Source organism: Devosia sp. ZW T5_3 (assembly GCF_044987315.1).
Classification (GTDB): domain Bacteria; phylum Pseudomonadota; class Alphaproteobacteria; order Rhizobiales; family Devosiaceae; genus Devosia.
This window is the reverse complement of record NZ_JBJDRE010000026.1, coordinates 14167-36758: the sequence shown is the minus strand read 5'-3', so window position 1 is coordinate 36758 and position 22592 is coordinate 14167. Positions and strand designations below refer to the sequence as shown.

Genomic DNA, 22592 nt, shown 5'->3' with positions numbered 1-22592 from the left:
CCTCCAATCCGGCCCCACCAACGCCAACCCCGCCCGCGGCACGTCCCCCGCCACGCTCACCCTTGCCCGCTACGCCGAGCTCTTCGCCACCCTCCCGGCCAAGATCCAGCAAGAGGTCACCACCCGCTGGGGCGATCCCGCGACTGACCTCTTCGTGCGCGAAACCACCTTCCACCTTCCCGCCCTCATCTTCGGCAACGTGGCCATCCTGCTCCAGCCCGCCCGCGGCTATCACCTCGACGAGACCACCAGCTACCACGATCCGGCCCTGGTCCCGCCCCACGCCTACATCGCTGCCTATCTCTGGCTGCGCCACGAATTCTCGGCGGACGCGCTGATCCACAATGGCAAGCACGGCACGCTCGAATGGCTCCCCGGCAAGGCCACCGCGCTCGATGCCGCCAGTTACCCCGACGCGCTCTGGGGCCAGTTGCCCCATCTCTATCCCTTCATCGTCAACGACCCCGGCGAGGGTACCCAGGCCAAGCGGCGCACCGGCGCGCTCATCGTCGATCACCTCGTGCCCCCGCTCACCCGTGCCGAAACCTATGGTCCCCTCAAGGACCTCGAAGCCCTGCTCGACGAATATTACGCCGCCTCCGGCATGGACCGCCGGCGCCTGTCCGATCTGCGCCGCCGCATCCTTGACTTCACCCGCGACAGCCGGCTCGATCGCGATATCGGTCTGCCCGAAGACGAAACCGAAGCCCTGATCAAAATCGACAACTTCCTCTGCGATCTCAAGGAAGCCCAAATCCGCGACGGCCTGCACGTCTTCGGCCAATCGCCGCAAGGCGATCTCGCCCGCGATCTAACCGTGGCGCTGGCCAGAGTACCGCGCGGCGACGCCCCCGGGGACAATTCGCTGATCCGCGCCTTGGCCGATGATCTCAAGCTCGGCATCGACCCGCTCACCGCCCGGCTTGGCGACCCGTGGCACGGCCCCAACGTGTTTGCACCCTATCTCGCGCTCAACGCTAACAGTCCGTTAGCACTAAGGCACATTGGCGACGTGGTTGAGGCACTCGAAAGCATCGCCGCCGACCTGGTCGAGGGCAAACTTATCCCCGCCCCCGATTGGCACGCGACCCGATCTGTCCTCGCTACCGTCACCACCCTTATCCAGCCCCGCCTGGCCGCCTCCGGCCCCGCTGAAATGGCCGCCCTGCTCGATGGGCTCGATGGTAAATTCATTGCGCCCGGCCCCTCCGGCGCCCCCTCGCGCGGCCGCCTCGACGTGCTGCCCACCGGCCGCAATTTCTATTCCGTCGATAGCCGCGCAATCCCCACGCCAACCGCCTGGGAACTCGGCAAAAAATCCGCGGAAAGCCTGGTTCTGCGCCACTTTCAGGACCACGGGGTCTATCTGCAATCGCTCGCCCTCTCGGTCTGGGGCACGGCGAACATGCGCACCGGCGGCGACGACATTGCCCAGGCTCTCGCGCTGATCGGCGCCAAACCCGTCTGGGACCCGAGCTCGCTCCGCGTCTCCGGCTACGAGATCGTCCCGCTCGCCAAGCTCAGTCGCCCCCGCGTCGACGTAACCCTGCGCATTTCCGGCTTTTTCCGCGATGCCTTCCCGGCCCAGATCGCCCTGTTCGACCGCGCCGCCCGAGCCATTGGCGCGCTGGATGAACCGAGCGAAGACAACCCCCTCGCCGCCCGCATGCGCACCGATGCGCTCGGCCTGATTGCCCAAGGCCAGTCCGAAGCCGAAGCCGGCCTCGCCGCCGGCCACCGGATTTTTGGTTCCAAGCCAGGCACTTACGGCGCCGGCCTCAATGCGTTGGTGGATTCGGGCACCTGGTCCACCCGCACCGATCTGGCCAAAGCCGCCCTCGATTGGGGCCAATATGCCTATGGCGCCCAGGCCGCCGGCATCCCCGAACGCGCCCGCTTCGCCGCCCGCCTCGCCAGCGTCGATGCGATCGTCCACAATCAGGACAATCGCGAACACGACCTGCTCGACAGCGACAATTACTACCAGTTCGAAGGCGGCCTCTCCGCCGCCGCCGAACTGCTTTCCGGCCACCAGCCCGCCGCCTATCACAACGACCATTCCCGCCCCGAACGCCCGCTGATCCGCACGCTTGAGGAAGAAATCAGCCACGTCATGCGCTCCCGCGTGGTCAATCCGAAATGGATCGCCGGCGTCAAACGCCATGGCTATAGGGGCGCTTTCGAGATCATCGCCACCGTCGATTTCATGCTCGCCTTTGCCGCCACCACCGGCGCGGTCAAGACTCACCATTTCGATCTGGCCTTCGAAGCCTTCGTCGAGGACACAGCAACGCGCCAGTTTATCCTCGCCAGCAACCGCTACGGTTATGATGAACTGATCGCCAAGTTCAACGAGGCGCGCCGGCGCGGCTTGTGGACCCCACGTTCCAACTCGGCTTATGGTCTGCTCGCGGGGGAGTTATGAACAATACAATCATCTACTTGATCGGCCATTATGGTGTCGGCAAACTGACCATCGGCAAGGCAATCTGCGCCGCGACCGATGCGCGTCTGTTCGACAACCATCTGGCCAACAACGTCATTTTCTCACTGGTCCGCGCCGATGGCTCCACGCCGCTGCCCGAGGGCGTTTGGCCACTTATCATGACCATTCGGCGCCAGGCCTTGTCGGCAATGGTCCACCTCGCCGGGCCACAGGCCAGCTTTGTACTCACCAACGCCTTGATGGACGATGACCCGATGGACCGGCAGGCGCTGGACGAGGTGATGGATGCGGCCCGCCAGCGCGGGGGCATTTTCGTCCCCGTTTTCCTCACCGCATCGGATGCTGCCCATGCCGCCCGTATCCCCTCGCCCGAGCGCGAATCGCGGCTCAAAACGACGGATGCGGAAAAGGCCGAGCGCAAACGACATACGCGACCATTGGTGCGGCTCGATCATCCCAATCGGCTCGATCTCGACACCACCCATCTGCCGCCCGCCGAAGCGGCTCGCCTCATCATCGAACACGCGGAGCGCCTGGCATGAACGACAAGCCCATCAAAAAGACCGACCTGATGAGCGAGGCCGAGCGCAACGCCTATCATGCTGAAAAGATGAAGAAAAAGCAGGAAGCGCGCAACAAGATCCTCGCCACCAAGACCGAGGAACGTGGCCTGCTGATCGTCCACACCGGCAAGGGCAAGGGCAAGTCCACCGCTGCTTTCGGCATGGTGTTCCGAGCCATTGGCCACGGCATGAAAGTGGGCGTGGTGCAGTTCGTCAAAGGCGCCTGGGACACCGGCGAGCGCGACGTGCTGCTGAAATTCCCCGAGCTGGTCACCATCAACGCCATGGGCGAGGGCTTCACCTGGGATGTTCAGGATCGCCAGCGCGACCTCGCCGCCGCCCGCGCCGCCTGGGAACAGGCCAAGCTGTTGATCGCTGATCCCGCCTACAAGCTGGTCCTGCTCGACGAGCTCAATATCTGCCTGCGCTACGATTATCTGCCGCTTGAGGAAGTCGTGGCCTTCCTCAAGGACAAGCCCGCCGACAAACACGTCATCGTCACCGGCCGCAACGCCAAGGACGAGCTGATCGAAATCGCCGACCTCGTCACCGAAATGACCGAAATCAAGCACCATTTCCGGGCCGGCGTGAAGGCACAGGCAGGCATCGAGTTTTAGCTAGGAGCTACGGAGCAGGGGCGTCCCTAACATCCCAAATCCCGGAACCCCGCCACCAGCCGCTCCACCCGCGGTTTCATGTCTGCCGCCTGGGCCGCCGAATATTGCACGGTCATCGCCGCATAGCTCAGCCCGTCGCATAGCGCGATCATCCGCGTATAGAACATGCGCTGCCCCATGACGCCGGAAAAACTGGCCCAGTAGGATGTCGTTGCCTGATAGGCGATGTTCCAGCCGTCGCGCTCGGCATAGCCCATGCGGGCGGCCACTTCGGCTTCGAAATCCTCGGCGGTGATATTGGCGCCCCAGAACGATAGCACCTGGGCCTTGCCGGCATTGTCGAAGATCTGCCCGTCGCCATTGTCGCTTTCGCCATAGCCAGAAAAGCCGGCCGGGATTTCGCTGGTATAGCCGAAGCGGGCATTGTCATAGCGGCCCCAGCCCAATTCCTGAGCGGACACCGGAAGAGCGATAAGGGCAAGCAGAGCAATCAGGATTCGCATGTGTGACTTCTTTCGCGCGTGCTGGGCCAAGGCCCCGATCACATTAGACGACCACGATCCCGTTATGCTTGGCTTTTTCCTCGGGCTCGACATGGATTGTGATCATCACATCCTCCACCGCCTCGCGCAGCTTGGCCTCGATCCCATCGCAAATGGCATGCGCCGCCTCGACACTCATCAGTCCCGGCACCACCAGGTGGAAGTCGATGAACGTCATCTTGCCCGCCTGCCGCGTGCGGATATCATGCGCCTCGATGGCGCCCTCGGCATTGCCGGCAATCACCTCGCGGATCAGCTTCTGCGTTTCGGGCGGCACGGCCACGTCCATCAGCCCGCCCACGCTGTCGCGGATCACGCCCCAGCCCGACCACAGGATGTTGAGCGCCACGAGGCCCGCCAGGATCGAATCGAGCGGCGCAAAGCCGGTGGTGAACACCAGCACCAGCCCCACCAGCACGCCGACAGTCGAAATCACATCGGTCAGCAAATGCTTGCCATCAGCCTCCAGCGCTGGCGAGCGCACCTTGCGGCCATAGCGGATCAGCACATAGGCCCAGACCAGGTTGATCACCGTTGCCACACCGCTGATCATCAGGCCCTCGACCGGCGCATCGGGCATTTCCGGCGCCATCAGCCCGAAATAGGCCTCGCGCACGATCAGGATCGCCGCGACGATAATCATCACCCCCACGATCACCGCCGAGAAATATTCAGCCTTGTGATAGCCATAGGGCAGGGCGGCGTCGGCCGGCTTCTGCGCCAGCCGCACCGCGATCAATGCGACGATTGCCGTCACCACATTGACGATGGATTCCAGCGCGTCCGAGTAAAGCGCTACCGAACCGGTCATCTGCCAGGCCAGTCCCTTGAGCCCGAGCACAATCAACCCGATAACAAGACTCGCCCCGGCCACAGCCAGCGTTCGTTGATTGGTCATGATTGAGTTCTGCCCTGATCGTGCTGCGCCGAAGCAGCAGCTGGTTTCTGCACATAACGCCGCCGCCCAACGGGCGCAACCCATTGTATTTGCAAATCATTTTCAGAAGCATTCCGATGTATCGGCGATCACGGCCAAGCCATTGATTGACCACGCGCTTCCCCCGTCCTAGAACCGGAGCAGCGCAGCGTTCCCCAGCAAGGAACTGAAACACAGTCTGGTGCGGTCGACCCAAATCGGGGACCAAGTCCAGAGCTGCAAAGAGGCGACTATGACGATTGGCGAGAGGCGAAAGCCCGCGAGAGCCGTGCCGAACCAGCAGAAGGTTATTGCCGGCATCGGTTGCGGCAGTGCCGCGACCTCCAGCGAAATCATCACCCTGATCAATGCCTGCCTGGCCGAAGCCGGGCTGCCTCCATCGGCGCTAGTCGCCATAGCCTCCCATCAGCGCAAGCATGACGTTCAGCCATTATACGCTGCAGCGGCTCATTTCGACGTTCCGCTGCGCCTGCTGGGCGACGCCGACTTGGCCCCGGCCACGCCATCCCCCAGCGTTCTCGCCCATATCGGCCTGCCCGCCATAGCCGAAGCGGTCGCCGCGGCCGCCGGAGAACTCCTGCTCGGCAAGCGCAAATCGGCCCACGCCACCTGCGCCCTTGCCGCCTGCGGCCCCGATTTCGATCCCGCCCAGTTCGGCAGCGCTGCGCTTTACCCCAGTTCGAGCGCTGCAATAGCGTCATCTACGCTCGATACTTCCCGGGCTGGGCCATAGGCGGGCCGGGCAATCATGATCACCTTGACCCCCAGCCTTTGCGCCGCTTCGAGCTTGGCCGATGTCTGCCCGCCGCCCGAATTCTTGGTGACCAGATGAGTTATGCCCTCGCGCTCCATCAGCGCCAATTCATCAGCCAGTTTATAGGGCGGCCGCGATTGCAACAGGCTGGCAAAGCGCGGCAGCGGTTCGGCCGGGGCCTCGATGGTGCGCACCACAAATTGACAATCGTCGCGCTGCAAAAAGTGCTCGAGCCCGGTATGCCCGGTGGTCAGCAGCACATCGGCATTGTGGGGCAGGGCGGCTGCGGCCTCGGCCGCTGTTTCCACGGTCAGCCAATCGGCGCCCGGCTTCTGCTCCCAGGGCGGCCGCATATAGCGCACCAGCGCAATGCCCGTCGCCTGCGCCGCAGCGACGGCGTTGATCGACATCAGCCCCGCATAGGGATGGGTCGCGTCCACCAGCCGCTCGATGCCCGCCGCCCGCAGATACGCACGCAGCCCAGGAATGCCGCCAAATTTGCCCATGCGAATATCGCCCTTGGGCAATTTAGGGTCTTGCGTTCGCCCCGCCAGCGAGGTGATGACGTCATGCCCCATGGCCACCAGCCGATCGGCCAATTCCCGCGCCTCCGCCGTTCCGCCCAGGATCAGGATTTTCATAGTCTTTTGTTTATCCCACAGCTTCCGCCCCACTCTGCCCATTTCGCCCCCAAGGCTCAAGCGCCGAGCCTCCCCCATGTTTGACTGGATCACCCGCCCCCGGCGCAAAGGCCATTTCGCTGCCCTCGACCACGCCGATTTTCCCCCGCTGGAACCCGGTACAGTCTGGCTCGTCGGCGCTGGCCCCGGCGGCCCCGGCCTTGTCTCGCTATTGGGCTATCACGGCCTCGGCCAGGCCGATGTTGTCGTGCATGACGCGCTGGTTTCCGATGCCCTGCTGGCCATGGCCCCCCGCCGCGCGCAACTGTTCTTTGCCGGCAAGCGCGGCGGCAAACCTTCGCCCAAGCAGGCCGACATTTCGTTGCAACTGATCGGCCTGGCCAAGGCCGGCAAACGCGTGCTGCGCCTCAAGGGCGGCGATCCCTTCATGTTCGGCCGCGGCGGCGAAGAGGCCGGTGCCCTGGCCCGGGCCGGCGTGCCTTTCCGCATCGTGCCCGGCATTTCTTCGGGGCTCGGCGGGCTGGCCTATGCCGGCATTCCCGTCACCCATCGCGACACCAATCATGCCGTGGTTTTCCTCACCGGCCATGACGATACTGGCGCCGTGCCGCAAGGCGTCGATTGGGGCGCCATCGCCAATGCCGCCCCGGTCATCGTCATGTATATGGCGGTCAAGCATCTGGGCTCCATCGCCGAAAAACTGATCGCCGCCGGCCGCGCCACCGACGACCGGCTGACCATCGTCTCCCACGTCGCCACGCCCCAGCAATCCGCCATCTCGACCACTCTGGCCGACGCGTCGAGCCTCACGGACGTGCCCACCCCCGCCATCATCGTGCTCGGCCCCGTCGGCGCCTATAGCCAGACGCTGGATTGGTATGTGCAAGGCGCCCGGAGCCATGTCTTTGGCTAAGGGCCTCGTCATCGCCGCCCCGCGCTCGGGCTCAGGCAAGACGCTGGTCACGCTCGGCCTGCTCGCCGCCCTGCGCCGCCAGGGCGTCATTGTCGCGCCCGCCAAAACCGGCCCCGACTATATCGACCCAGCCTTTCTCACCCGCGCCGCCCTGCGCGAGGCGGTCAATCTTGATCCCTGGTCGATGAGCCCTGCCCGCCTCAAGCATCTGGCCTCGGTCCAGGCGACAGGCGCCGAATTGCTGCTGGTCGAAGGCGTCATGGGCCTGTTCGACGCGGCCGCCGATGGCTTTGGCTCCACCGCCGACCTTGCTGAATTACTAGATCTGCCCGTTATCCTCGTGGTCGATGCCGACCGGCAAAGCCAGTCAGTCGCCCCGCTGGTGGCCGGCTTTGCTAATTGGCGCGTCGGCGTGCGGATCGCCGGCGTCATCCTCAATCGCGTCGCCTCAATGAAGCATGAGCGCATGCTGGTCGATGCACTGGCCGCCACCGGCATTCCATGCCTGGGCGCTATTCCGCGCAATCCGGCGCTGGCCGTGCCCGAGCGCCATCTCGGCCTGGTGCTGCCCGGCGAAGTCACCGCCTTCGAGACCTTCCTCGACACCGCCGCCGAAGTGGTTGGCGACTATATCGATCTCGACCGCCTGCGCGCTCTGGCCGCCCCTTTGCCCGAGGCCACTGAACCCGCGTCGTCGCTGCCGCCATTGGGCCAACGAATCGCCATCGCCCGCGACGCGGCTTTTGCGTTTCTTTATCCGCATCTGCTCGACGGCTGGCGGGCCATGGGGGCGGAGCTTAGCTTCTTCTCTCCCCTCGCTAATGAGGTTCCCGCGACCGATGCCAACGCAGTCTTCCTGCCCGGCGGCTATCCCGAATTGCATGGCGCCACCCTCGCCGCCGCCGACATATTCAAGACTGGCCTCGCCGCCGCGCGGGATCGCGATGCGCTGATCTATGGGGAATGCGGGGGCTTCATGGTGCTGGGCGAGACGCTGGTGGACAAGGCTGGCCAAAGCCACGCCATGGCCGGCCTCTTGCCCGTCACCACCCGCATCGATCGGCCCAAGCGCACGCTGGGTTATCGGCGGCTGGTGCATGCCGGGGCGCTGCCTTGGCCGGGGCGGTTGCATGGCCACGAATTCCACTATTCCTCGGCCAAGCAATCCCGCCTGACGCCGCTCTTTGCCGCCACCGACGCGACCGGTCAGGCGCTGCCGCCCATGGGTGCGGTGATCGGCAGGGTTATGGGGTCTTACGCCCACGTGATTGATGCGGCATAAGCCTGCTATGGCCAAGTCATTGATGTTCATGGGCACCGGGTCTGATGTAGGCAAGTCGCTGCTGGTGGCGGGCTTGTGCCGCGTGCTGGCCAATCGTGGGCTGCGGGTAGCCCCGTTCAAGCCGCAAAACATGTCCAACAATGCTGCCGTCACCGCCGATGGCGGCGAAATCGGCCGGGCGCAGGCGCTGCAGGCGCGAGCGGCGCGGCGTGAGCCCATCACGGCGATGAACCCGGTTTTGCTCAAGCCGGAGCAGGAAACCGGCTCGCAAGTGGTGGTGCGGGGGCAGCGGCGGGCGTCCATGTCTGCGCGGGCATATTGGGCGGAGCGCGGCAGACTTATGCCCGAAGTGCTGGGGGCGTTTCATGAACTCGCCGCCGATTGCGACTATGTCATCGTCGAAGGCGCCGGCAGTGCCTCCGAGGTCAATCTGCGGGCCAATGACATCGCAAATTTCGGCTTCGCCCAGGCCGCCGAACTGCCCGTCGTGCTGATCGGGGATATCCATCGTGGCGGCGTCATCGCTTCCATCGTCGGCACTTTCGCGGTGATTGGGGAGGCCGATGCCGGGCTGATCCGGGCTACTCTGGTCAATAAATTCCAGGGTGACCCATCGCTGTTTGCGGCCGGGATCGACTTCGTCGCTCAGCGGACGGGCGTGCCTTGCTTTGGCCCGGTGCCCTGGTTTGCCGACGCCGCCAAGCTGCCCGCCGAGGATGTTCTGGCGCTCGAAAGCTATGTTTCACGGGGCTCTGGCGGATTTACCATTGCCGTGCCGCGCTTGCCGCGCATTGCTAATTTCGACGATCTTGATCCGCTTCGCGCCGAGCCAGGGGTCAATCTCGTATTGGTCGAGCCCGGCCAGCCCATTCCGCGCAGTGCCGATCTCGTCATCCTGCCCGGCTCCAAGGCGACGCGGAGCGATCTGGCGGCTTTGCGGGCCAATGGCTGGGATATTGACCTGCTGGCCCACCATCGCGCTGGCGGGCGCATTCTGGGGATTTGCGGGGGGTATCAGATGCTTGGCCGGACCATCGCCGATCCGGATGGCATCGAGGGCGAGCCCGGTGTCAGTGCGGGGCTTGGCCTGCTCGATGTTGAAACCAGGCTGGAGCCGGTCAAGCAATTGCGGGTCGAGCAGGCGATCCATACCGCTTCTGGCCAGCCGATCAGCGGCTATCACATGCATATGGGCGTCACCGAGGGCACCGACCGTCAGCGGGCTTTTGCCAGCATTTCCGGGGCTTTGGAGGGGGCGGTGAGCGCCGATGGGCTGGTGACCGGCACCTATCTGCACGGCCTCTTTGCCGCCGACGCTTTCCGCCGCGCCTTTCTGGGCAATGCCGCCAGTCCTGATCTCGGCTATGAGGCCGGGGTCGAGCGGGCGCTGGATGATCTGGCGGCTCATCTGCAAACCCATCTCGATATCGATGCGCTGCTGGCGCTGGCTGAACCTGTGAGCCTTGCCTGATGTCTTTCCTGATCCCGCCCTTGGCCCTGCTGCTTGAACGTTTTGTGGGCTATCCGCCGCTTTTGACGGCCCGGATCGGGCATCCCGTCATGTGGTTTGGCTGGATGATTGCCTATATGGAACAACGCACTAACACGGCCAGCCGGGCGGCGTCGCAGCGCAAACTGGCGGGGATTGTGTCGCTGGCGCTGTTGCTGCTGGTGGCGCTGGTGGCGGCGTTGCTGGTGCAGCAGATCACGCGATCCATTCCCTTGGGCTGGCTGCTGGAAATGCTGATTGCCACGCCGTTTCTGGCGCAGAAGGAGCTTGGCCGGGCGGTCGAGGCGGTGGCGGATGCGCTGGGGGTTTCGCTGGCGGCGGGGCGCGAGGCGGTCAGCCAGATCGTCGGGCGCGATCCGCAAGCCCTTGATGAGGCTGGTGTTTCTCGCGCCGCGATCGAGACTCTTGCCGAAAGCACTTCGGATGGGGTCGTGGCGCCATGGTTCTGGCTGGTGCTGCTGGGGCTGCCCGGCATCGTGCTCTACAAGGCGATCAACACGGCCGATTCCATGATCGGGCATCTCAATGAGCGCTATCGCGACTATGGCTGGGCGGCGGCGCGGCTGGATGATGTGGTGAACTTTATCCCCGCCCGGCTGTCGGCGGTTTTGGTGACCATTGCCTGCTTTTTTATGCCCGATGCCAGCCCCTCCAAGGCGTGGGGGGCGGCAAGGCGGGATGCGCGGGGGCATAAGTCGCCGAACTCGGGGTGGCCGGAGGCCGCTTTTGCCGGGGCGCTGGGATTTTCGCTTGGCGGGCCAAGGCATTACGATGGCGAACTGGACGACCTGCCGACGATGGGTAACGGGGATAGACGGCTCGGCCGCTATCACATTACCCGGGCGCTCATGTTGTACACTATGGTGCTCAATGTGTTGCTTGGGGTGAGCGGACTGTTAGCGTTGACGATAGCATTCCTAGCCTCCCCCTGATAGGGGGAGGGATCTCTCCACTCTTGGGGCAGGATCGGGTGCCCGCCAAGCCGCGCTTCAAGCCTCGTGAATATGCGTCGGGTTCTGTTCCGGTGGTTCGCCCTTGAGGGTCATGGGCAAGCCGGCGACCACGAAATAGACGTCATCGCAGATTTCAGCGAGGCGTTGATGGGCGGCGCCAGCCAGGTCGCGGAAAGTGCGGGCCATGGCATTGTCGGGCACGATGCCCAGCCCCACTTCATTGCTGACAAGGATGACCTTGGCCCTTTTGAGCTGGATCAGGGTGGCGCCTAATTCGCTGACGGCGCTCGAGACGTCCTCATTGGCGAGCAACAGATTGGTGATCCATAGGGTCAGGCAATCGACCAGAATCACGTCGTGGTCCTTGGAGGCCCGGATCAAGGCGTCGGGCAGCTTGAGCGGCTCCTCGATCGTGGCAAAGCGCTCGCCGCGCACGGCCTTGTGACTGGCGACGCGGTCGCGCATTTCGCCATCCAGCGCTTCGGCCGTTGCCAGATAGGCGGGCTTGACCCCGCCATGCAGCGCCAGCCGCTCGGCAAAGCCGGTTTTGCCCGAGCGTGCGCCGCCCAGCACCAATACATGTCGTGTCATTTCGGCTCCTCTTCGTGCCGTCCGCCCACCCCGTTCAGAATCACAAAGCCTCAGCGGCGATGGGGTTGCGCCATTGCTGCAATCAGGCCATGCCAGCACTGCATTCTGGCACCAGCTTTTTGTGCCTTATTCTACTTTCGTCTTAGCATCTTTCGCATTATGGTCCGCGCCGAAACCAGCCCCTACAATCAATCACCCTAGTCCACGGAGTCGATTGCGTGCCCAGATATTATCTTGGCGTTGATGGCGGCGGCACCAATTGCCGCGTGCGTCTGGCCGACGAGAATCTCAAGACGCTCGCCGAAGTCAAGAACGGCCGCTCCAACTTGCAGATCGACGACGGTGAACCGGCCTATAAGGCCATTAGCGACGGCACCCGTGACGTATTCAAGGCCGCGGGCGTGGATTTTGCCGAGACCGCCAACACCTATGCCTGTTTCGGCATGGCCGGCGGGCGCATGGACACGGCCCGCGCCGAATTCCGCGCCCGGCCCTGGCCCTTTGCCGATGTCAAAGTCTATGACGATATCGATATCGCCCATGCCGGCGCGCTGGGTGGCGGCGAGGGCGGGGTGATCATCGTCGGCACCGGCTCGGCCGCGCTGGCCATTGTCGATGGGCAGCGCTTTCAATCGGGCGGCTGGGGTTTTCCCATTGGCGATCAGATGTCTGGCGCCATTCTGGGCCGGGAACTGGTGCGCTATGCCGTCGAGGCCGAGGATGGTCTGGTCGAGGCTTCGCCGTTGACCAAGGCCGTGATTGACCGGCTGGGCGGCAATAATCAGGCGGTGATGACCTGGGCCTTTGCCACCGAAATGAATCTCAGGATCATCAGCGCCGATGGCACCGAAGGGTGCGACGACGCCTTGATCGGTCGGGCGCCGGCCGAATTCGGCAAGCTGATGCCGCTGTTCATCGATTATCTGGAACAGGGCGATCCGGTGGCCCAGAAAATGCTCGATATCGAATTGGGCTATATCGATACCTATGTGCGCTGGTTCCAGGCGCGCAATGCCAAGGTGATGGCCATTGTCGGCGGCTTTGGCGAACGCCTGTTCCCCATTCTCAAGCAGCGCTACGGCGATTTCGTCGCCCTGCCCAAATTCGAGCCGCTCAATGGCGCGGTGATCCTCGCACGCCAGAACTTTCCTGCCTAACGACGCGTCAAACCAAGGACTTGCCAAGTGTCCAGCCGTATCATTCCCGTCCAGCCTTTCGATTATGTGGTGTTCGGCGCCACGGGCGACCTGACCAAGCGCAAGCTGATTCCCGCGCTCTACCACCGTTTCAAGGACGGCCAGTTCGACGGGCAGAGCCGCATTATCGGCGTCTCGCGTAGTAAGCTCAGCGATGCCGACTTCCAGAAGGCAGCGCGCGACGCGATCATCCAATTCGTCGAGAAGGAATACCAGGACGAGGCGGTAATCGACCGCTTCATCCAGATTTTCTCCTACGTACCGGTCGATGTGAGCGACCCGGCCAATGCCGGCGATCTCGGCAAGCAATTGCGCGACGATCCCAATATCGTGCGCGCCTTCTACCTCGCCGTGGCGCCGGACCTGTTCGAGCCAATCGCCGAATATCTGGCCAAGAAGAAATATTACCGCCGCGATGCCCGCGTGGTGATCGAAAAGCCGCTGGGCCATGACCTGGCTTCGTCCATGGAAATCAATGACGGCGTGGCCAAGATCTTCAAGGAAGATCAGGTCTACCGCATCGATCACTATCTGGGCAAAGAGACGGTGCAGAACCTGCTGGCGCTGCGTTTTGCCAATGCGCTGTTCGAGCCGGTGTGGAACTCGGCCCATATCGACCACGTGCAGCTGACCGTCTCGGAGTCGGTGGGTGCCGGCACGCGCGGCTATTATGACGAGAGCGGCGCGCTGCGCGACATGATCCAGAATCATATGTTGCAACTGCTGTGCCTCGTCGCCATGGAGCCACCGGCTTCCGACGACGCCAATGCCTTGCGCGACGAAAAGCTCAAAGTGCTGCGCGCGCTCAAGCCGATCGTCAATGGCGATGTGGCCAAGAACACCGTGCGCGGCCAGTATAAGGGCGTAAAGTCGGAAACCACGGCCGTGGCCGGCTACCAGGACGAATTGCCCGAGGACAAGAAGGGCAGCCGCACCGAGACCTTCGTCGCGCTCAAGGCGGAAGTGGAAAATTGGCGCTGGTCAGGCGTGCCGTTCTATTTCCGCACCGGCAAGCGCATGGCCAACCGGGTGTCGGAAATCTGCATCCAGTTCAAGCCGATCCCGCATTCGATTTTCGACCATGCCGAGGGCGCGCCTAAGGCCAATAAGCTGATCATCCGCCTGCAGCCCGACGAAGGCGTCAAGCTGTTGATGATGATCAAGGATCCGGGTCCGGGCGGCATGCGCCTGCGCGAAGTGCCGCTGAACCTGAGCTTTGCCGCAACCTTTGCCGAGCGCACGCCCGAGGCTTATGAGCGCCTGCTGCTCGACGTGATCCGTGGCAACCAGACGCTGTTCATGCGCCGCGATGAGCTGGAAGCGGCGTGGAAATGGGTGGACCCGATCCGCGAAGCGTGGGACCGTTCGAGTGAACCGCCCCAGCCCTATACGGCCGGCACCTGGGGCCCCACCGGCTCCATCGCTCTGATCGAGCGCGATGGGCGGACATGGTATGAGGACGATAATTAAGTGACTGCACAGCCCCAACTCGAGCGCCGCACCTTTGCTGACAAGCCGACCCTGGCCAAGGAATTGGCCGAGGCGGTGGCAGACCGCATCCGCACGGCGATTGCCGAGCGGGGCGTGGCGGCGATTGCGGTGAGCGGGGGCTCCACCCCGGCCCGGTTTTTCCAGGCTTTGGGCAAGACCAAGGATATCGACTGGACCAAGGTGATCGTCACCCTGGTCGACGAGCGCTGGGTCGATGAGACCAGCGACCGCTCCAATGCCCTGCTGGTCAACGAAAAAATGCTGCAGGGCCCGGCAGCGGTGGCGCGCTTCTTCCCGCTCTATTCGGGCGGTGACGAACCCGGCGTGACCGAAGTGGCCAAGACCAACGCATTGCTGGCCGATCTGCCCGAGCAATTCGCCGCCGTCGTGCTCGGCATGGGCGGGGACGGACACACGGCTTCGTTCTTCCCCGGCGGCGATACGTTGAGCGAGGCGCTGACCTCGGCCGGCCCCGCCATTGCGATCCACGCCCCCGGAGCGGGCGAGCCGCGCATCACCTTTACCCTACCGCGTCTCCTCCACACGGATGGGCTATACCTTCACATCGAAGGGGAGGAAAAGGCCGTCGTTCTCGACGCGGCTCTGGGAGATGGTCCCGCTGAGGACCTCCCCATCCGCGCCGTATTGCGCTCCGGCAAGCCTGTAACTGTCTACTGGTGCCCATAGTCCCCTCGGCGGTCCCCAATCGACTGCCCTGGCCACTACGCGGCTCCGCAGCAGCGTTCTCTTTTCGGAACAAGTGACCCCTCACTTGTCCGCGCGAGGACGCGACAACTGAGTTAGGAGCTCACTATGTCCGTTCGCCAAGCCATCCAGGATGTGACCGACCGCATCGCCGCGCGCAGTCGCGATAGCCGCAAGGATTATCTCAACCGGCTCGACGCGGCCCGCGAGGCGGGCGTTTACCGCTCGACCCTCTCCTGCGGCAATCTCGCGCATGGCTTTGCCGCCTGCACCCCTTCGGAAAAGGCGGCTCTGGCGGGCAACAAGACGCTCAACCTGGGCATTATCACCAGCTATAACGACATGCTGAGTGCCCACCAGCCCTATCAATTCTATCCCGAAATCATCAAGCAGGCGGCCCGCGAGATGGGCGCCACGGCGCAGGTTGCCGGTGGCGTGCCGGCCATGTGCGATGGGGTGACGCAAGGCCAGCCGGGCATGGATCTGAGCCTGTTCAGCCGCGACGTGATCGCCATGTCGACGGCCATTTCGCTCAGCCACAATATGTTCGACGCGGCGGTGTATCTGGGGATTTGCGACAAGATCGTGCCGGGCCTGCTGATCGGGGCGCTGACCTTCGGGCATCTGCCGGCGGTGTTCGTGCCGGCCGGGCCGATGCCTTCGGGCCTGCCCAATGACGAAAAGAGCAAGGTCCGCCAGCTCTATATGGAGGGCAAGGTCGGCCGTGCCGAACTGCTCGAAGCCGAGAGCAAGTCCTACCATTCGGCGGGCACCTGCACCTTCTATGGCACGGCCAATTCCAACCAGATGCTGATGGAAATCATGGGCCTGCACCTGCCGGGCGCCAGCTTCGTCAATCCGGGTACGCCCTTGCGCGATGCACTGACCCGCGAGGCCACGGTGCGGGCGCTGTCGCTGAGCGCGCAGGGCAATGATTATACCCCGGCCGGGCACGTCATCGACGAAAAGGCCATCGTCAACGGGCTGGTGGGTCTGCACGCCACGGGCGGCTCGACCAATCACACCATGCACCTGATCGCCATTGCGGCGGCGGCGGGCCTGCATGTGACCTGGGACGATATGAGCGATCTCTCGGACGCGACGCCGCTTTTGGCCCGCGTCTATCCCAATGGCGTGGCCGATGTGAACCATTTCCACGCGGCGGGCGGCATGGGCTTTTTGATCCAGGAATTGCTCGAAAGCGGGCATTTGCACGAAGACGTCAAGACCGTCTGGGGCAATGGGCTGTCCAATTACACCGTGGAAGCCAAGCTGATCGAGGACAAGCTGGCCTTCGAGGCGGCGCCCAAGGAATCGGCGCTGCCCAAGGTTTTGACCTCGACCAAGACGCCATTCCAGGAGACTGGCGGCCTGAAGCTTTTGTCGGGGAATCTCGGCCGGTCAGTCATCAAGGTCTCGGCGGTCAAGCCGGAACATCGGGTGATCGAAGCGCCGGCCCGGGTGTTCCATGGGCAGGACGGGCTGCTGGCCGCGTTCAAGGCGGGCGAACTGACCGGCGACGTGATCGCCGTGGTGCGGTTCTCTGGCCCCCGGGCCCTGGGCATGCCCGAATTGCACAAGCTGACGCCCCCGCTCGGTGTGTTGCAGGATCGTGGTTTCAAGGTGGCGCTGCTGACCGATGGGCGCATGTCGGGTGCCTCGGGCAAGGTGCCGGCGGCCATCCACATGACGCCGGAAGCCGTCGATGGCGGCCCGATCAGCAAGATCCGCGATGGCGACATGATCCGGCTCGACGCCAATGAAGGCACGCTGACCTTCCTGGGCGACGAAAAGGAATTCTTTGCCCGCACGCCGGCTACCGAGGATTTGCGGCCCCAGCATTTCGGCATGGGCCGCGAACTGTTTGCCGGATTCCGCAGCCTCGTCGGCGTCGCCGATCGCGGCGCCAGCGTCTTTCAATAGGCCGGAGGCGGCCCGACATAACGTGCGCGGGGCCGGATCAGTGATCCGGTCTCGATCTGCTCGAGCGCATGGGCGAGCCACCCCACCGAGCGGGCCAGCGTGAAGAGGATCAAGGGCGCCGCCGGCGGTAGGCTGAAGGCGGCGGCCATGGCCGAGAGCGCGAAATCGATATTTGGCTTTTCACCCACCAGGGCTTCGCCGATTGCTGCGAGGTCGCGATAAAGCGGCGGCGCTTCGAACCGGGCCAGCAATTCGGCCGCGCGGACATCGCCATGGGGATAGAGCCGGTGGCCGAAACAGGGCAGGGCGCGTCCCTGCCGCAGGCTGAGCTGCACCGCTTGCTCCGGGCCGAGCCGTTCGGCCGCGTCCACCAGTTCATCCATTGCTGCCGCCGCGCCGCCATGCAGTGGGCCGCTGAGCGTGCAGAGGCCCGACAGCACTGCGGCTGAGAGCGGTGCGCCGGTCGATACGGTGATCCGCGCGCAAAAGGTCGAGGTGTTGAGCTCATGCTCGGCCAGGAGCACCAGGGCGCGCCGGATGATGTCGGCGGCTTCGGGACGATGCCAATGGCGGGCGAGGCGTTCATGGGCGGTTAGCTCGGTCGCCGTCGAGCCCGCCAGCGCGCGGGACACCGCGCCCATTACGCGGGCCGCGTCGGCATGCAGCACGGCACTGCCGCGCCCGAGCGTGGGCATGTCGCTCGCGGCGAGGCGCCCGAGCACGGTGAAGGCTTGCGCCAGGCCGGCGATCTCTTCGCCCGGCATGATGGGAAAGCGCGGCCGCTTGCCGCCCCAGAGCAGGCCGGCCACGGCTTCCAGATCGGCCGTGCGCGACAGGACCGCCGCATCCTCGCCGCGATAATAGAGCCGTCCATCCTGCACGGTTGAAATCGTCGTCGGCAGGACGGGATCGCCCCAGGCGATGGACTGCGCCGCCACGGTCTCGGCCTTGCGGCGGCCATGCTGGCGGCTGGCGAGCCGGTCGATATCCTCGGTGCTGTAAAGACTGCGGCGTGGGTCGGTCGCGTCGGGCTTGGCCGCGATCCGGCCGCGACTGACATTGGCGTAGAGCGTCTGCGGCTTGGTGCCCAGACGCTGCAAGGCCTGCTCGGCGGTGATCCAGCCCATGGAACCTCACATTGATCAGTAGCATCAAGATTGACGTCAATCTTGAGCAAGCCCATTTACCCAATGAAGCAGAGGAGAGACAAGATGATCTCTGGATTGGACGACGTCATCGCAGCCGAAACCATGCTGTCGGATGTGGATGGGCTCAATGGGCGGCTGATCATCGCCGGCCACTCGCTCGACGCGCTGGCGGGGCACACCAGCTACGAGGCCATGCTGGCCTTGTTGCTTGGCGATTTCCTTGAAGCGGACAGCGCCGCCATCACCCGGAACCTGGCTGTGGCCCGTAAAGAGGTGCATGGCTATATCCAAGGCGTTGACGCGGTCATTCTGGCGCTGAGCCCGATCGAAGGCCTGCGCGCCATGATCGCGCGGCTGCCCGATGGGGAGGACCGCGACACCGCCTATCGGCTGCTGGCTGCCCCGGCAGTGTTCACGCCCGCTTTGCTACGCTTGCAGCAGGGAATGCCGGTGGTGGCGCCCAGCGACACGCTGGGCCACGCTGCCGATATGCTGGCGATGTTGACTGGTAGCGCGCCGACCCAGGCGCAGGTCAATGCACTCGATACCTATCTGGTGACGGTGTCCGACCACGGGCTGAATGCTTCGACCTTTGCCGCCCGCGTGGTGGCCTCGACCCGCGCCGGGCTGACTTCCGCCATTCTGGCGGCTCTGAGCGCGCTCAAGGGTCCGCTGCATGGTGGTGCACCCGGCCCGGTGCTCGATATGTTGGATGCCATCGGCACGCCCGACCGCGCCGAGCCGTGGCTGGCGACGGAACTGGCGCGTGGTGAACGGCTGATGGGCTTTGGCCACCGCATCTATCGCGTGCGCGACCCGCGCGCCGATGCGCTCAAGAACGCGCTGCGGCAACTGGCTGAGGCCGGCGCGGTGCCGGCCGAGCGGCTGGCTTTGGCGGAGGCTGTTGAGCACTCCGCGCTGGTTCTGCTGCGACAGAAGAAGCCGGATCGGGCGCTGGAGACCAATGTGGAGTTTTATACGGCGCTGTTGCTCGAGGCGCTTGGCCTGCCGCGCGAGGCGTTTACCTGCGTGTTTGCGGCGGGACGGGTTGGTGGCTGGATCGGGCATGCGCGCGAGCAGATTGATCACGGTCGGCTGATCCGGCCGCAGTCCAAATATATAGGGCCGTTGGCGGCCTAGGTAAGTTGCCCCCCAGGCCCTCCTCCCCACCGGCTCTCCCTCGGGCTGCCCCGAGGGCCAATCGCCGCTTGTGCCGGGTTGAGAATGGCCCTCGGGTCGAGCCCGAGGGAGATGCGGTGGGTGTGGAGAGGTAGTGCCTAGGCCCCTATCGGCTCCGCCCGAACAGGCGCTCAATATCTTTCTGCTTGAGCTCGACATAGGTGGGGCGGCCGTGGATGCATTGGCCGGAATGGGGGGTGGCTTCCATGTCGCGGAGCAGGGCGTTCATTTCGTCAACGCGCAGGCGCCGGCCGGAGCGGACGGAGCCGTGGCAGGCCATGCGGGCGATGATCTCGTCCATGCGATCGGCGACGGCGCTGGAGGTGTCCCATTCGGCCAGGCCATCGGCCACGTCACGGACCAGGCCGTTGATGTCGGAATTGCCGAGCAAAGCCGGGGTTTCGCGCACGGCGATGGCGCGGGGGCCGAAACGTTCGAGGTAGAGGCCGAAGCGTTCAAGGTCAGGGGCGGCGTCTTCGAGCCGGGCGCAATCTTCTTCGGGTAGTTCGATGACCAGGGGGATCAACTGGGCCTGGCTGGGCACCGGGCCAGAGGCGAGTTGGGCCTTGAAGCGTTCATAGACCAGGCGCTCATGGGCGGCGTGCTGATCGACCAGCAGCAGGCCCTCGCTATTCTGGGCGATGATGAAATTGTCGAACATCTGCGCGCGGGCGGTGCCGAGGGGGAATTCCATCACAGCCGGCGAGGCTTCGCTCTCGACGCGGGCGCTGGGCTCGTTGAGGCCTTCAATGCCCTGCTGCTGGGCAGTGGCGCCGTATTGGGGCGAAAAGGGATTGGCGCTGCCATAGCCTGAGGCCCGGTCATAACTGGCAAAGGGCATTGCCGGGCGCATGAAATCCTGGCGCTGCGGGGGCGCACCGGCGGGCGCTGCCTCATAGTTTGGGGTGGTGAACGCCCCCAGAATGTCGTCGGCAACGCTGGTGGAGGCTTTAAAGCCCGCAGCGGTCAGTGCCTCGCCGATGGCGCGGATGACTGCGCTCCGCACGGCGCCAGCATCGCGGAAGCGCAGTTCGGCCTTGGCGGGGTGCACATTGACGTCAACCTCGGCCGGGTCGATGGCGATGTAGAGGGCGACGACCGGGAAGCGGTCGCGGAAGGTGTAATCGGCATAGGCGGCGCGGATGGCGCCGACCAGCACCTTGTCGCGCACCGAGCGGCCATTGACGAAGTAGAACTGGGATAGCGAATTGGCGCGGGTATAGGTGGGCAGGCCCGCCAGGCCTGCGACCACCACACCATGGCGCGAACTGGCGAGCCGCACGGCATTTTGCGCGAAATCATCGCCGATGACCTGGGCCAGCCGCGCTTCCAGCGCGCCAGCACCGCTGACGGCGGGCCAATTGGCGGGGGAACGATCGGTGCCGTTGAGGACGAAATGCACGCCCGGATTGGCCATGGCGAGGCGCTTCATCACGTCGGTGATGGCCCCGGCCTCGGCCCGGTCGGTTTTCAAAAATTTCAGCCGCGCGGGGACATTGCCGAAGAGGTTCTTGACCTCGACGACAGTACCCCGGTTCATCGCCTGTGGCACGGGGCCGGAGCGCACGCCACTGCGCACCTCAATGCGCAGGCCGCTTTCGGCATTGACGGGGCGGGAGGAGACGGTCAGTTCGGCAACGGAGCCGATCGAGGCCAATGCCTCGCCGCGAAAGCCCAGGGTGCGGATATCGTCGAGATCATCGACACTGAGCTTGGAGGTGGCGTGGCGCTCGACTGAGAGGACGAGATCGGCTTGGTCCATGCCATGGCCGTCATCCTCGATGCGCATCAGGGTTTTGCCGCCGCCGGCGGTGGTGACGACGATGCGGCTGGCGCCGGCGTCGATGGCGTTTTCGACCAATTCCTTGACCACGCTGGCAGGCCGCTCCACCACCTCGCCGGCGGCGATGCGGTTGATCAGATCTTCGGGAAGCTGGCGAATGGGCAAGGATCGATTCTCCTGAGGGGAGAATATAGGCGATGGCGGGGGAGTTTCCGACCCGGTTCCGCCGTTTTCACCGGCTCAGTCATCGACGAGGCATGGCGCCGAGAACAGATCGCCCCGCCAGGCGCCGGAGAAGGTGCGGGAGGCGACGATGAGCCAGACCAGAGCTAGTGCCCCGACCAGCACGTTACCGAACACCATGAGCGGGGCGAATGGCACGATATGGGCCAGCTTGAGCGTGGTGACGGCATAAACGCCCAGTGGGAAGGTGAAGGCCCACCAACCGAGGTTGAATGGCACATCGCCGCGGAAATAGCGCAGGGTGATCAGGCCCGCCATGCCCAGCCACCACAGGCTATAGCCCCAGAGCAGCACGGCGATGAGGAAGCTGGCCCCACCCACCGCGCCCGCATAGGCGCCAAGGCCATTGGCCTCGAGCACCTGGGGCACGTGCTCGGCCAGCAGCAACATGCCCAATGCGCCGGTGGCGATGGGGCCCAGCGCCAGCCAGCAGGAGCTGGCCATATTGGCGTCGGGCAGGTTGTGCACGATCATCCGCACCACCAGCACGACGAGCAAGCCCAGCGCCAGCGGCACCGAGCAGGCCCAGAGGCAATAACTGAGCAGGGTGATGGTGAGCTGATCGGCCGGGCCGAGATGGGGCACGAGCAGGCCGCCGCTAGCGGCGGTAACCTCGGCGGCGACGATGGGCAGCAGCCAGATGGCGGTCATCTGCTGGGGCGAATGGCTCTGGCGGGTGAACATCATGAAGGGCACGCCGATGCCGCAGGCCAGCGCCAGCGCTGCATCGAGCCACCACAGGGCATGGGCCACCGGAATTATGGCCGTGCCGAAGGTGGGTAGGCCGAACAGCAGGGCGCCATTGATGAGCGTGGCCAGGCCCATGGGAATGCAGCCCAGCGACATGGACATGCTCGAATGCGCCAGGATGCGTTTGGCGCCGGAAAAATGGGTGACCCAGCGCGTGGCATAAAGCGCGGTGAAGAGGGTGAACAGCGCTATGTTGAAGAGCCAAAGCACCGTGCCGGCGGCAAAGAGCAGCGGTAGATCGGGGAATTGGCCCAGCGCTATCGCCAGAATTCCGGTGCCCATGGTGGCGGCAAACCAGTTGGGCGTGAAAAAGCGCACCGCGTCGGCTGGGGAGGCAAGGCGGGACAGTGGGCGGATAGCGGCGACGGCGATGGACATGGGGAACCTCTGCGCCGAGCAATAGCGCCGAAGCGATGTTCGTTTCC

Annotated in this window: 20 protein-coding genes; 13 read left to right on the top strand and 7 right to left on the bottom strand. The window is 64.5% G+C overall.

The genetic code is table 11. The features are described from left to right. The 3 genes from cobN to cobO all read left to right on the top strand — a co-directional run. Positions 1-2425 (top strand): cobaltochelatase subunit CobN (gene cobN, locus ACI3KW_RS22215; protein ID WP_404849898.1); only part of this gene is annotated, 2425 nt, incomplete at its 5' end. Continuing rightward, complete coding sequence (locus tag ACI3KW_RS22210; RefSeq protein WP_404849897.1) at positions 2422-2988, top strand: hypothetical protein; 567 nt, start codon at positions 2422-2424, stop codon at positions 2986-2988. The genes cobN and ACI3KW_RS22210, both read left to right, overlap by 4 nt. Positions 2989-3017: 29 nt before the next feature. Continuing rightward, entirely contained in the window at positions 3018-3626 is a 609-nt protein-coding gene (gene cobO / locus ACI3KW_RS22205; RefSeq protein ID WP_390888828.1) for a cob(I)yrinic acid a,c-diamide adenosyltransferase, read from the top strand. Positions 3627-3652: 26 nt separating this feature from the next. Here cobO and ACI3KW_RS22200 read toward each other — a convergent pair whose 3' ends face one another. Together ACI3KW_RS22200 and ACI3KW_RS22195 are read right to left on the bottom strand one after the other, a co-directional pair. Further along, positions 3653-4129, bottom strand: coding sequence for a hypothetical protein (locus tag ACI3KW_RS22200; protein ID WP_404849896.1), 477 nt, complete (start codon positions 4127-4129; stop codon positions 3653-3655). A 43-nt stretch (positions 4130-4172) separates the two neighbouring features. Beyond that, a complete protein-coding gene (locus ACI3KW_RS22195) occupies positions 4173-5066 on the bottom strand; it encodes a cation diffusion facilitator family transporter (protein ID WP_404849895.1) in 894 nt (297 codons plus the stop codon). Between the two features lie 271 nt (positions 5067-5337). On the opposite strand from ACI3KW_RS22195, the gene ACI3KW_RS22190 reads away from it, so the two are divergent. Next, on the top strand, positions 5338-5838 hold the full coding sequence (locus ACI3KW_RS22190) for a cobalamin biosynthesis protein (protein ID WP_404849894.1): 501 nt from the start codon (positions 5338-5340) through the stop codon (positions 5836-5838). Here the strand turns inward: ACI3KW_RS22190 and ACI3KW_RS22185 are convergent. After that, positions 5775-6500 (bottom strand): cobalt-precorrin-6A reductase, encoded by a 726-nt coding sequence (locus ACI3KW_RS22185; RefSeq protein WP_404849893.1) that lies wholly within the window; start codon positions 6498-6500, stop codon positions 5775-5777. The genes ACI3KW_RS22190 and ACI3KW_RS22185 overlap by 64 nt on opposite strands. A 76-nt stretch (positions 6501-6576) precedes the next feature. On the opposite strand from ACI3KW_RS22185, the gene cobA reads away from it, so the two are divergent. From cobA to cbiB, 4 genes are read left to right on the top strand one after another with little or no spacing between them, the layout of a single operon-like run. Continuing rightward, on the top strand, positions 6577-7413 hold the full coding sequence (cobA, locus tag ACI3KW_RS22180) for a uroporphyrinogen-III C-methyltransferase (RefSeq protein ID WP_404849892.1): 837 nt from the start codon (positions 6577-6579) through the stop codon (positions 7411-7413). After that, entirely contained in the window at positions 7400-8695 is a 1296-nt protein-coding gene (locus tag ACI3KW_RS22175; protein ID WP_404849891.1) for a cobyrinate a,c-diamide synthase, read from the top strand. Before cobA ends, ACI3KW_RS22175 begins: the two co-directional genes overlap by 14 nt. A gap of 7 nt (positions 8696-8702) precedes the next feature. Next, on the top strand, positions 8703-10166 hold the full coding sequence (locus ACI3KW_RS22170) for a cobyric acid synthase (protein WP_404849890.1): 1464 nt from the start codon (positions 8703-8705) through the stop codon (positions 10164-10166). After that, complete coding sequence (gene cbiB, locus ACI3KW_RS22165) at positions 10166-11137, top strand: adenosylcobinamide-phosphate synthase CbiB (protein WP_404849889.1); 972 nt, start codon at positions 10166-10168, stop codon at positions 11135-11137. Before ACI3KW_RS22170 ends, cbiB begins: the two co-directional genes overlap by 1 nt. A 57-nt stretch (positions 11138-11194) precedes the next feature. Here cbiB and cobU read toward each other — a convergent pair whose 3' ends face one another. After that, on the bottom strand, positions 11195-11749 hold the full coding sequence (gene cobU / locus ACI3KW_RS22160; protein WP_404849888.1) for a bifunctional adenosylcobinamide kinase/adenosylcobinamide-phosphate guanylyltransferase: 555 nt from the start codon (positions 11747-11749) through the stop codon (positions 11195-11197). 218 nt (positions 11750-11967) lie between these two features. On the opposite strand from cobU, the gene ACI3KW_RS22155 reads away from it, so the two are divergent. The 4 genes from ACI3KW_RS22155 to edd all read left to right on the top strand — a co-directional run bounded on the left by ACI3KW_RS22155 (position 11968) and on the right by edd (position 17064). After that, on the top strand, positions 11968-12906 hold the full coding sequence (locus ACI3KW_RS22155) for a BadF/BadG/BcrA/BcrD ATPase family protein (RefSeq protein WP_404849887.1): 939 nt from the start codon (positions 11968-11970) through the stop codon (positions 12904-12906). Positions 12907-12933: 27 nt separating this feature from the next. Continuing rightward, entirely contained in the window at positions 12934-14415 is a 1482-nt protein-coding gene (gene zwf / locus ACI3KW_RS22150; RefSeq protein WP_404849886.1) for a glucose-6-phosphate dehydrogenase, read from the top strand. Then, a complete protein-coding gene (gene pgl / locus ACI3KW_RS22145; protein WP_404849885.1) occupies positions 14416-15123 on the top strand; it encodes a 6-phosphogluconolactonase in 708 nt (235 codons plus the stop codon). It abuts the gene before it with no gap. 126 nt (positions 15124-15249) lie between these two features. Continuing rightward, positions 15250-17064: a phosphogluconate dehydratase gene (gene edd / locus ACI3KW_RS22140; protein WP_404849884.1), complete on the top strand. Its 1815-nt coding sequence runs from the start codon at positions 15250-15252 to the stop codon at positions 17062-17064. Here edd and ACI3KW_RS22135 read toward each other — a convergent pair. After that, a complete protein-coding gene (locus tag ACI3KW_RS22135) occupies positions 17058-18191 on the bottom strand; it encodes a citrate synthase (protein ID WP_404849883.1) in 1134 nt (377 codons plus the stop codon). The genes edd and ACI3KW_RS22135 overlap by 7 nt on opposite strands. A gap of 84 nt (positions 18192-18275) precedes the next feature. On the opposite strand from ACI3KW_RS22135, the gene ACI3KW_RS22130 reads away from it, so the two are divergent. Continuing rightward, positions 18276-19352, top strand: coding sequence for a citrate synthase/methylcitrate synthase (locus ACI3KW_RS22130; RefSeq protein ID WP_404849882.1), 1077 nt, complete (start codon positions 18276-18278; stop codon positions 19350-19352). A gap of 145 nt (positions 19353-19497) precedes the next feature. Here ACI3KW_RS22130 and mutL read toward each other — a convergent pair whose 3' ends face one another. Together mutL and ACI3KW_RS22120 are read right to left on the bottom strand one after the other, a co-directional pair. Then, positions 19498-21339 (bottom strand): DNA mismatch repair endonuclease MutL, encoded by a 1842-nt coding sequence (mutL, locus tag ACI3KW_RS22125; protein WP_404849881.1) that lies wholly within the window; start codon positions 21337-21339, stop codon positions 19498-19500. 75 nt (positions 21340-21414) lie between these two features. Further along, entirely contained in the window at positions 21415-22545 is a 1131-nt protein-coding gene (locus ACI3KW_RS22120; RefSeq protein WP_404849880.1) for a TDT family transporter, read from the bottom strand. Between the last annotated feature and the right edge of the window lie 47 nt (positions 22546-22592).